The organism is Xanthomonas sp. LMG 8993 (assembly GCF_009835065.2).
In the GTDB taxonomy this organism is placed as follows: Bacteria; Pseudomonadota; Gammaproteobacteria; order Xanthomonadales; family Xanthomonadaceae; genus Xanthomonas; species Xanthomonas arboricola.
On record NZ_QVIF02000014.1, the window covers coordinates 33,747 to 45,615 of the forward strand.

The window sequence follows — 11,869 nt, forward strand, 5'->3', positions numbered from 1 at the left end:
CGATGACCGTGCCGACCACGACCACCATCTCCGCGGATAAACGCATGAAGCCACTGCTGCATCACACCCAGACCTCCAGGCGGCGTAGCGTCGCAGCATGGTGCCTGAGCATCGCACTCTGGACGCTCTCGGCAAGCGCAGCGGCTGCATCCGTTGCACCCGTAACAACCACGCCTGAACCCACGCCCACACCTGCGGAGTATGCGCAGGCGATCGGTCTGGCCGATCACTATGCGTCGCTGGTCGACACGCAACCGACGGCGCCGGTATGGATCGATGCAGGGCATTTCGTGTATCGGCGTGGCGTGGCACGTGCCGATCAGGCGCCGGCCATCGAGTACCGCCTGGTGGATGCGGCCAGCGGCCGCAACACGCTGGCCTTCGATCATGCGCGGCTGGCGGCGGCCCTGACCCAGGCCGGTGCGCAAGCCATCGACGCCACGCAACTGCAGCTGGAGGAACCCACCCTGGACCGGCAGCGCCTGGGCTTTCAGCTGGCGAAGCTGGGCTGGCAGTGCGATCTGGCCCGCTATCGCTGCGCGCATGTGCCCGAACGCGACGTGCAGGCCGAGTCGATGGACATGCGCCTGCCGCTCAAGCAGGGCGAGCGGCAGGCCAAGCTATCGCCGGATGGCCGCTGGCGCGCCTGGGTGGGGCAGGCCAATCTGGTGATCGCGCCGGTCGATGGTGGCGAGCGCAGCGTGCTCAGCCGCGATGGCAGTGCCGATGATTACTACGCACTCGACAGCGTGGTGTGGTCGCCGGACTCGCAGCATCTGGCTGCGTATCGGGTCAAGGCGCCGCCGCCGCGCATGGTCTATTACATCGAGTCGGCGCCGGCCGATCAGCTGCAGCCGAAGTTGCACCAGCAGGTCTATCCCAAGCCCGGCGATGCCTTGCCGGTGATGCAGCCGGTGTTGTTCGACATCGCCACGCGCGCCGCGCATCCGGTGGCGATGACGCTGCTGCCCAATGCCTTCAGCCTGAGCGAGATGGTCTGGTGGAAGGACAGCCGCGGGCTCACCTTCGAATACAACGCGCGCGGGCACCAGCTGTATCGGGTCATCGAAGTGGACGCACGCACGGCTGTCGCGCGCACCCTGATCGAAGAGACCTCGCCCACCTTCATCGAATACTCCGAACTCAGCGGAACGCACGAGGACGGCGGCAAGCATGCGCGGCGTGATCTGGCCGACGGCGCGCAGATCCTGTGGGCCTCCGAGCGCGATGGCTGGGAGCACGTCTATCTGTACGACGGCCACAGCGGTGCGGTGATCCGCCAGGTCACGCAGGGCGACTGGGTGGTGCGCAAACTCGACTACCTCGACGAGGCCGCAGGCCAGCTGTATTTCACCGCCTCCGGCATGCAGCCCGGCGAGGACCCGTATTACCGCCATGCCTATCGCATCGGTCTGGACGGCACCGGGCTCACTGCATTGACGCCGGCAGCCGCCGATCACCAGGTGATTTATTCGCCGGACGGCAAATGGTATCTGGACCTGTACTCGCGCGTGGACCTGGGCCCGGTGCTGGAGCTGCGGCGCAGCGCCTACGGCAGCCTGGCACGCACGGTGGAGCGCACCGACCTGAGCCGTCTGCAGGCTGCCGGCTGGCAGCCACCGTTGCCGTTCCACACCACCGGCCGCGACGGCAAGACCGAGATATGGGGCGTGATCCAGCGCCCCACGCAGATGCAGCCACAGCAGCGTTATCGCGTGATCGAATACATCTACGCAGGGCCGCAGGGGTCCTTCGTGCCCAAGACGTTCACCACCCGCATGTCAGCGCTGACCGCACTGGGATTTGCGGTCGCGCAGATCGATGGCATGGGCACCAACAATCGCTCGCGCGCGTTCCACGATGTGGCCTGGCGCAACCTCAAGGATGCGGGCCTGCCGGATCGCATCGCCTGGCACAAGGCCGCTGCCGCACGGTACCCGTGGTACGCCATCAACGGCGGCGTCGGTGTGTACGGCACCTCGGCCGGTGGCCAGAACGCCTTGGGTGCGCTGCTGTTCCATCCGGAATTCTATGTGGCAGGCGTGGCCAATTCCGGTTGCCACGACAACCGCATGGACAAGATCTGGTGGAACGAGCAATGGATGGGCTGGCCGGTCGGGCCGTGGTACGCCGAATCGTCGAACGTGGAAAACGCTGCGCGTCTGCAAGGACACCTGCTGCTGGTCACCGGCGACATGGACATGAATGTCGATCCGGCCAGCACCTTCCAGGTGGCCGATCGGCTGATCAAGGCAGGCAAGGATTTCGATCTGCTGGTGGTGCCCGGCGGCGATCATGGCGCCGGTGGTGATTACGGCAAGCGCCGCCTGCTGGATTTCTTCCTGCGCTGGATGCAGCAGGCGCCAACGCCGGACTGGAACCACGACCAGCCTGCGACGACGCAGGCGCCGTGATCCGTGAGGCCGGTCTGCCGGCCGACCGTTTGACTGCAGTGGCTAGACCACGGCCGCTGAAACAGGGCGGGCAGGGCAGTGCATGCTGATTGCCGCCACCGCGCTGCATGCATGCATGCGCAGTGCTCGATTTCTAGATCGACTGTCATCGCACATGGTTGCAAGCGATACATCGCCTCGGATGTCCCGTCCATCGCCTTAGGCGTGGTGTCCAGCTGCAGACGTTGCTGCAGAGTGCAACGTCAAGGCAGGCTGGTTCATTTGCGAACCATGCAGTTTTCCGCACGCGCTGTCGCCAAATGCGACAAGACGTGGCGCGTGCGCACAGGCACATTGTGACCAGCTGATGAAACTGGAGCGCATGGGCGCCTCCGGTGCGGAACCAACACCCTTTTTGACAACACGCGCTGCTGCGTGACCCTGTGTGGTCGTGCGCGTCGCAGGTTGTCTGCATGTCTGCAGCACAGCGCTGGCGAGAAGTTTCGCTGCGTGCGCGTCTGCCATCCATCTTGCCCTGCGCTGGCGTCTGCCGGCACGGGTGTGTGTTGCCCATCGTTTGTCTGCCATACGAATCAGGAGCCTTGCATGCCGATGCCGCTGTTGCCTTTCTCCCGGACCTCCGGCACGTCCACGCGCCCGGCGCCGAGCATGCTCAGCGCCGCATTGCTGCTGGCGCTGTCTGCAGGCGTCAGCGCACCGGTGTCTGCGCAGCAGGCCGGCGGCAGTAGTGATGCGCCGCAAACGCTGGACAGCGTGGTCGTCACCGGCTCGCGTCTGCGCCGCGTGGATACCGAAACCGCCAACCCGGTGGTCACGGTCAGCCAGGAACAGATCGCCGCGACCGGCAAGGCCACGGTCGGCGATCTGCTGCAGGAGCTGCCGTCGATCGCCGGCAACGCCACCAATCCGTATACCAACAACGGCGGCGGCACCGGTGCGTCGGCCATTTCGCTGCGTGGTCTGGGCGACAAGCGCACCTTGGTGCTGGTCAACGGTATTCGTCTGGCCTACAACGACGTCAACGCCATTCCGTCCAGCATGATCGAGCGCATCGAAGTGCTCAGCGACGGAGCCTCCGCGGTGTATGGCTCCGATGCCATCGGCGGCGTGGTCAATTTCATCCTGCGCAGCCAGTTCGACGGGGTGCAGTTCAGCAGCGACTTCGGTACCAGCAGCGAAGGCGACGGCAACCGGCGCAACTTCACCCTGACCACCGGCAAGACCTGGGAGCGTGGCAGCCTGATCGGCGGCCTGTCGTACCACAACATCGATCCGGTCTCGGCAGCGGCGCGCGACTATTCCAAGGACGCGCTTGCGTTGACCAACGGGCAACCGGTGAAGCAGGGTTCGTCCGCAACGCCCACCGGTACCGTGAATTTCAACGATGGCTCGGATCAGTCCACGCAGCTTGCGCAAGCCAACGGCTGCGGGCGTGTCACCCTCAACAGCGGCGTCAGCGGCCGCGCCGGCCCGGGCGATTTCCACTGTTACAACGCCAGCGCCGACTCATACAACTACCAGCCGTTCAACCTGTTGCAGACCCCGCAAAAGCGCACCAATGCGTTTTTGCTGGGCACCTATCGCTTCACCGACAACGTCGAGGGCTACGTCAACACCTGGTTCAGTAAAACCGAATCCGCCTCGATCATTGCGCCGATTCCGATCTTCGCCAACGGCGACAACATCCTGGTGTCGTCGCAGAGTTACTACAACCCGTTCGGGGTGAACTTCGGCACCGATCGCAGCACCGGCATCTCCTACAACGACCTCAACACGCGCGCCACCGTGCTGGGCAATCGCAGCTATCAATACAACACCTACAACTTCCAGATCAGCCCCGGCTTGCGCGGCCGCTTCGGCGACAGTTCCTGGCAGTGGGATGCCACCTTCAACTACGGCAAGGTCAAACAGAAGTCGATCAACAACGGCTTTCTCGACTATGCCGCATTCAATCAGGCCATCGGCCCCTCGTTCCTGGACAGCGATGGCGTGGTCAAGTGCGGCAGCGCGGGCGCGGCGATCGCCGGCTGCACACCGCTGAACTTCTTCAACCTCAACGACAGCGCCAACCTGTCCACCCTGCAGGGCATGGTGGTCAACCCCATCGTGACCAGCGTCTACACGGTCAAGCAATTCGAGGCCAATGCCAACGGCTCGTTGTTCGAACTGCCGGCCGGCACGGTCAGCCTGGCGACCGGCGTCTCCTATCGCAAGGAGCGCTCCACCACCGCCTCCGACCCGCTATGGACCGGCGATGAAGACGGCCTGTGCGGGGTGATCGAATTCTGTTCGTCCACCCTGGCCGGCAGTTTCGACGTCAAGGAGGCCTATGCCGAAGCGTTGTTTCCGCTGCTGAAGGACCTGCCCGGCATCAACGCCTTGAACATCACGCTGGGCACGCGCTTTTCCGACTTCAGCTCGGTCGGCAGCAAGACCAACAGCAAGATCTCGCTGGAATATCGCCCGATCGAGAACCTGCTGATCCGCGGCACGGTGTCGGAGGTGTTCCGCGCGCCCAACATCAACGAACTGTACGCCGGCGTGGCCGGTGATGCGGCCACCGTCAACGACCCATGCAATGGCTACACCGGTGGCAATAGCGTGGCCTGCGCCAATGTGCCCACCGATGGCAGCTACCAGCAATCCGATGGCCAGGTGTCGGGCAAGGTGTCCGGCGCAGCGGTGGCCGGGTACCAGCTCAAGCCGGAAACCGGCAAGTCCTACGACGTGGGGCTGGTGTACGACCCGCAGTGGATCGATGGGCTGTCGCTGAGCGCGGACTGGTGGCGCATCGATCTGGAAGACACCATCACCACGGTGTCGGCGCAGACCGTGCTCAATCAATGCTTCGCCAACCCGGCCAGCTCCTTCTGCGCGTTGATCCATCGCAACGGCAACGGCACCATCAATTACATCGCCGAACCCACCGTCAACCTGGGCAAGCTGTGGGCCAAGGGCATGGACTTCAACCTGACCTACCGCGCGCCGCCCACCGCGTGGGGCAATCTCAGCGCCGGGCTCAACGGCACCTATCTCACCCGTTACGACGTGCTGCCCGATACCACCGACCCCAACTCGGTCACCATCCACAACGTCGGCCGCTACACCCAGGCCTACGGCAACTTCCCGCGCTGGCGTGCGCTGGGCACGGTGAACTGGGCGTTGGACGACTGGAGCGCCACCTGGCGCATCCGCTACGTGGGGCACACCGCCATCGGCAATTCGGATCCGGACCAGAGCCTGTCGGCCGATTCCAGCGAGCCGATGGTGGTGCGCAAGATCGGCGCCTACGTCTACAACAACCTGCAGCTGGGCTACAACGTCGAACCGTGGCACACGCGCTTCGAAGTGGGCGTGGACAATATCGCCAACAAACAGCCGCAGTTGTATTACTCCAACAACGTCGGCAACGCCAATACCGATGTGGCCACCTACGATCTGCTCGGTCGGTTCTATTGGGCGCGTGCCACGGTGAAGTTCTGATCGGGCCGGTGTGTCGCGGTGGCGTGCGGCCAGATGCCATCGGTCGTGGGCGTCATGCGTATGCACGCGCGTGTTGTCGCGATTGCATAGGCGGTTGTTGCAACGGCGCGCGCGGTCTGTGCGCGCCGACAGGAGCTAAGCTGAGCCCATGACCGAGACGTATCCGAGCGAGTTGCCCAACGACCACGCGCCGAGCCTGTCGCGGCGGCGCTTTCTGGCCTGGAGCAGCCTGGCGGTTGCGGCGGGTTTGCTGCGCTTTCCGGCGCAGGCCAGCGCCGCACAACCCGGCAGCGTCCGTGCAGTGCCGCTGGCGCAGGTGCGGCTCACGCCGTCGTTGTTCCTGGACGCGCTGCACACCAACCGTCGTTACCTGATGCGGCTGGAGCCGGACCGGCTGTTGCACAACTTCGTGCTGTACGCCGGCCTCGATCCCAAGGCGCCTGCATACGGCGGCTGGGAGGCGGACACCATCGCCGGGCATACGCTCGGTCACTATCTCAGCGCATTGGCACTGATGCATGCGCAGACCGGCGATGCGCAATGCCGCACGCGCGCCGGGTACCTGGTCGCAGAGCTGGCACGCTGCCAGGCGCATGCAGGCGATGGCTACGTCGCCGGGTTCACCCGCAAGACCGCCGCAGGGAAGATCGAAAGCGGCCGCGTGGTGTTCGATGAACTCAGGCGCGGCAAGATCGACCCGGCGCCGTTCTACCTCAACGGCAGCTGGGCACCGCTTTACACCTGGCACAAGTTGTTTGCCGGCCTGCTCGACGTGCACGCGCATTGCGACAATGCGCAGGCGCTGCAGGTGGCGGTGGGCCTGGCCGGTTATCTGCAGGGCATCTTCGCGGCGCTGGACGATGCGCAGCTGCAGAAGGTGCTGTCCTGCGAATTCGGTGGCCTCAACGAGTCCTTCGTCGAGCTGCATGTGCGGACCGGCGATGCGCAATGGCTGGCACTGGCGCAGCGCCTGCACCATCACGCCGTGCTGGATCCGCTTATCGCCCAACGCGACGAGCTGGTCCATCAGCATTCCAACACCAACATCCCCAAGCTGATCGGCCTGGCACGCGAGTACGAAGTCACCGGCGATGCCGCGTCGGGCGCGGCCGCGCGCTTCTTCTGGCACACCGTCACCGACCACCACACCTACGTGATCGGCGGCAATGGCGACCGCGAGTACTTCCAGCAGCCGGACAGCATTTCGAAGTTTGTCACCGAGCAGACCTGCGAGCACTGCGCCAGCTACAACATGCTCAAGCTCACCCGGCATCTGTACCAGTGGGGCCCGCAGGCCGAGTTCTTCGATTACTACGAGCGCACGCTGCTCAACCACGTGATGGCGCAGCAGCATCCGCGCACCGGTATGTTCACCTACATGACACCGATGCTGGCCGGCGAAGCGCGCGCCTGGTCGTCCCCGTTCGACGATTTCTGGTGCTGCGTCGGCAGCGGCATGGAAGCGCATGCCCAGTTCGGCGATTCCATTTACTGGCAGGACGGGCAGGGCGTCTACGTCAATCTGTATGTGCCCTCCAGCGTGCGCGATGCTGCCGGGCTGGACATGACCCTGCGCAGCACGATGCCGGAGCAGGGCAGCGCCTCGCTACGCATCGACGCCGCGCCGGCCGAGCAACGCACGCTCGCACTGCGCGTGCCCGGTTGGGCGCGGTCGCCGAGGCTGCAGCTCAATGGCCAACCGGTCGATGCCACCGTCAACGAGGGCTACCTGCGCGTCGCCCGCGTCTGGCGCGCCGGCGACACGCTCACGCTGTCGTTCGAGATGCCGCTGCGCCTGGAAGCCACGCCGGACGACCCGGCCTGGGTCTCGGTGCTGCGCGGGCCGCTGGTCTTGGCTGCTGACCTAGGCGATGCGGCAAAGCCCTGGTCGGGCAAGACCCTGGCGTTGATCGGCGGCGATGAGGTCTTGCAGCGCCTGCAGCCGGTGGCGGGCCAGACCGCATTCGACTACCGCCACGGCGACCAGCTGTGGCGCTTCTCGCCGTTCTACGCGCAGTTCGATCGCCGCAGCGCGCCCTACCTGGAGCATCGCGACGCCGCTGCATGGCAGCAGCATCAAGCCGAGCAGGCCGCAGCAGACGCGAAACAACAGGCGCTGGACACGCGCGCACTGGACCGCATTGCCCTGGGCGATGAAGCCTCTGAAAAAGCCCACGGCCTGCACAGCGAAAGCTCCTACGCACTGAGCTACCGCCGCCGCGCCGGTCGTGACGCCCGCACCGGCGGCTTCATCGCCTTCACCCTGCGCAACACCGCGAAGGCCCGCATCCTGCGCCTGCGCTACTGGGGCGACGAAACCCGCCGCCGCTTCCGCATCCTCGCCGACGGCGAACTCATCGCCAACGAACGCCTGGACGGCAACCGCGGCCTGGACTTCGTCGATGTGGATTACGCCTTGCCTGCAGCAGTGGCCGGCCGTACCACCTTGCAAATCCGCATCGAGCCGGAGACTGGCTATTCGGCAGGGCCGGCGTTCGGGTGCTGGGTGCTGGAGTCGGCGTGAGTGCTGTCGCAGTAGATCGTCGATGACGTTGCCCGCGCCCTGATCGCAGCGCGCACGATGCGCGCAGGCACCGGGCGTGCCCGACAGGAGAAAGACGCAAAAAAAGACCGGCGCATGCGCCGGTCTTGGTGTCTCACCAAAGTTTTCGCACGGCTTACGCCGACAACTCCAACAACAACTTGTTCAACCGCTTCACATAGCCGGCCGGGTCCTTGAGGCTGTCGCCCGCCGCCAGCGCGGCCTGGTCGAACAGCACCCGGCTCAGATCACCGAAGCGGTCCATATCCTGTTCTGCATCCAGCTTTTCGATCAGCAGGTGGGCCGGGTTGAATTCGAATACCGGCTTGGACTCCGGCACGGCCTGGCCGCTGGCTTCCAGCAGCTGACGCATCTGCAGGCCCAGGTCGCCCTGGCCGATGGCCAGGATGGCCGGGGAATCGGTCAGGCGGTGCGAGACGCGCACTTCGGCCACGTCGTCGCCCAGGGCGGCCTTGATGCGCGAGGCCAGGCCTTCCTTGGATTTGGCGACTTCTTCCTGCGCCTTCTTGTCTTCTTCCGAATCCAGCTTGCCCAGGTCCAGGTCGCCGCGTGCCACGTCCACGAACGACTTGCCGTCGAACTCGGTGAGATAGCTCATCAGCCACTCGTCGATGCGGTCGGTGAGCAGCAGCACTTCGATGCCTTTCTTGCGGAAGACTTCCAGGTGCGGGCTGTCCTTGATCTGCGCGTAGCTTTCGCCGGTGAGGTAGTACAGCTTGTCCTGGCCCTCGGCCAGACGACCCACGTAATCGGCCAGGCCCACGCTCTGCGCGCCGGTGGTGTCATGCGTGGAGGAGAAGCGCAGCAGGCCGGCGATCTTTTCGCGGTTGGCGTAATCCTCGGCCGGGCCTTCCTTCAGCGCCTGGCCGAAGTTGCGCCAGAACGTTGCATAGTCGTCCGGCTTGTCCTTGGCCAGCTTCTCCAGCATGTCCAGCGAGCGCTTGGTCAGCGCCGACTTCATCGAGTCGACCACCGGGCCGGACTGCAGGATCTCGCGCGACACATTGAGCGACAGGTCGGACGAATCCACCACGCCCTTGATGAAACGCAGGTACAGCGGCAGGAACTGCTCGGCCTGGTCCATGATGAAAACGCGCTGCACGTACAGCTTCAGGCCCTTGGCCGAATCGCGGTGATACAGGTCGAACGGGGCGCGGCCGGGCACGAACAGCAGCGAGGTGTACTCCAGCTTGCCTTCGACCTTGTTGTGGCTCCACGCCAGCGGGTTGCCGGCATCATGCGCGACGTGCTTGTAGAACTCCTGGTATTCCTCGTCCTTGATCTCGGACTTGGGCCGCGTCCACAGCGCGCTGGCGCGGTTGACCGCTTCCCACTCCGGCTCGGCGGGCGCGTCGGCCTGTTCGCCGTGGTGCTCCTTGCGCATCTCGATCGGCAGGCCGATATGGTCGGAGTATTTCTTGAGGATGCCGCGCAGCGTCCAGCCGTCGGCAAAGCTGTCTTCGCCGTCCTTCAGGTGCAGCACGATGCGGGTGCCGCGCTCGGGCTTGTCGACGCTGGCGACCTCGAACTCGCCTTCGCCACGCGAGGACCAGTGCACGCCCTCGTTGGCGGGCAGGCCGGCGCGACGCGAGTACACGTCGACCTGGTCCGCAACAATGAAGGCGCTGTAGAAACCCACGCCGAACTGGCCGATCAGGTTGGCGTCCTTCTTCTGATCGCCGCTGAGGTGCTTGAGGAAGTCGGCGGTGCCGGACTTGGCGATGGTGCCCAGATGCGAGACCGCATCCTCGCGGCTCATGCCGATGCCGTTGTCGTCGATGGTGACGGTGCGCGCGTCCTTGTCGTAGTCCACGCGGATGCGCAGCTCGCCGCCGCCTTCCAGCAGCTCCGGCTTCACCAGTGCCTCGAAACGCAGCTTGTCGGCGGCGTCGGCGGCATTGGAGACCAGCTCGCGCAGGAAGATTTCCTTGTTCGAGTACAACGAGTGGATCATCAGCTGCAGCAACTGCTTGACCTCGGTCTGGAAGCCAAGCGTCTGCTTGTCGGTATCAACGGTCATTGGGGTCGTGCTCCATGGTGGCCCAGGCCGCAACGCGGCCGATGGCCTGGGGGATGAGGCCGTGTGGGGATTTTTCAAGGCGGGCGTGCGCCAGATGGCCTGCGTCCATGGCGATCGGGGAGGGTGGTTGCGGCGATCGCGGCGGTATCATGGCCGGCCAACCGTCCTGCCTTGAGCCATGTCGCCATTTGCGCTGCCGCCGTCCTGCATCCGTTCGCCCGCACCCGGCGCGTGGCGATGAGCCGCCCCGCACGGCCGGCGCCACGCGGCGCGGAAGGGCAGGTGCGCATCGTCGGCGGGCGCTGGCGCAATACCAAGCTGGCGGTGCCGGACCTGCCAGGCCTGCGCCCGAGCAGCGACCGCGTCCGCGAGACGGTATTCAACTGGCTGATGCCGCGCCTGCCCGGCGCGCGTGTGCTGGACCTGTTTGCCGGGTCGGGTGCGCTGGGCCTGGAGGCGGTGTCGCGCGGCGCCGCGCACGCCACCCTGATCGAACGCGACCCTGGCCTGGTGCAGCGCTTGCGCCAGCACGTGACCAGGCTGGGTGCGGCCGATCAGGTGCAGGTGCTGCAGGAGGATGCCTTGCGCTGGCTGGAGCGCGCGCCGGTGGCGCAGGCCAGCATCGCCTTCGTCGACCCGCCGTTTGCCGCCGGGCTGTGGCCCAGCGTGCTGGAACGCCTGCCCGCGCATCTGAGCGCCGACGCCTGGCTGTACCTGGAAGGCCCGGCCGAGGTCCCGCCGCAGGTGCCGGCCGGCTGGCATCTGCACCGCGAAGGCGCCACCCAGCAGGTGCGCTATGCGCTGTACCGCCGGGCCGCTGCTACACTGAACGGCGATCCGACCCCGGTAGTTTCCGTATGAGCGTGGCCAATAGCCGCACCGCCGTCTATCCCGGTACCTTCGACCCGATCACCAACGGGCATATCGATCTGGTGAACCGTGCCGCGCCGTTGTTCGAGCGCGTGGTGGTCGGCGTGGCCTACAGCCCCTCCAAGGGCCCGGCCCTGCCGCTCGAGCGCCGCGTGGAGCTGGCTCAGGAAGCACTGGCCGCGCACGCCAATGTGGAAGTGCGCGGCTTCGACACGCTGCTGGCCCACTTCGTGCGCGACATGGGCGCCGGGGTGCTGTTGCGCGGCCTGCGCGCGGTGTCCGACTTCGAATACGAATTCCAGATGGCCAGTATGAACCGCCATCTGATCCCGGAGGTGGAGACGCTGTTCCTCACCCCGGCCGAGCAATACAGCTTCATCTCGTCCTCGCTTGTGCGCGAAATCGCGCGGCTGGGCGGGGACGTGTCCGGTTTCGTTCCGGCTTCGGTCGTCGAAGCCTTGCGGCAGGTGCGCGAGTCCCGCGCGCAGGCCTGATTCTCTAGCAGTCACATCACCACAT

The 11,869-nt window shown here is 65.6% G+C and carries 6 protein-coding genes; 5 read left to right on the forward strand and 1 reads right to left on the reverse strand.

Translation table 11 applies throughout. From position 1 onward, the window contains the following. The first annotated feature begins 44 nt into the window (after positions 1-44). From DYQ94_RS19980 to DYQ94_RS19990, 3 genes are all read left to right on the forward strand, one after another. Complete coding sequence (locus DYQ94_RS19980) at positions 45-2,414, forward strand: S9 family peptidase (protein WP_126966022.1); 2,370 nt, start codon at positions 45-47, stop codon at positions 2,412-2,414. Between the two features lie 585 nt (positions 2,415-2,999). Continuing rightward, on the forward strand, positions 3,000-5,897 hold the full coding sequence (locus DYQ94_RS19985; protein WP_126966023.1) for a TonB-dependent receptor: 2,898 nt from the start codon (positions 3,000-3,002) through the stop codon (positions 5,895-5,897). 148 nt (positions 5,898-6,045) lie between these two features. Next, complete coding sequence (locus tag DYQ94_RS19990; protein WP_126966024.1) at positions 6,046-8,421, forward strand: glycoside hydrolase family 127 protein; 2,376 nt, start codon at positions 6,046-6,048, stop codon at positions 8,419-8,421. A 154-nt stretch (positions 8,422-8,575) separates the two neighbouring features. On the opposite strand, the gene htpG is transcribed toward DYQ94_RS19990, so the two are convergent. Further along, positions 8,576-10,480: a molecular chaperone HtpG gene (gene htpG, locus DYQ94_RS19995; RefSeq protein WP_160954482.1), complete on the reverse strand. Its 1,905-nt coding sequence runs from the start codon at positions 10,478-10,480 to the stop codon at positions 8,576-8,578. 171 nt (positions 10,481-10,651) lie between these two features. On the opposite strand from htpG, the gene rsmD reads away from it, so the two are divergent. Together rsmD and coaD are read left to right on the forward strand one after the other, a co-directional pair. Next, entirely contained in the window at positions 10,652-11,341 is a 690-nt protein-coding gene (gene rsmD, locus DYQ94_RS20000) for a 16S rRNA (guanine(966)-N(2))-methyltransferase RsmD (protein ID WP_184429052.1), read from the forward strand. Then, positions 11,338-11,844 (forward strand): pantetheine-phosphate adenylyltransferase, encoded by a 507-nt coding sequence (coaD, locus tag DYQ94_RS20005; protein ID WP_016903280.1) that lies wholly within the window; start codon positions 11,338-11,340, stop codon positions 11,842-11,844. The genes rsmD and coaD overlap by 4 nt, the downstream gene beginning before the upstream one ends. Positions 11,845-11,869 lie beyond the last annotated feature (25 nt).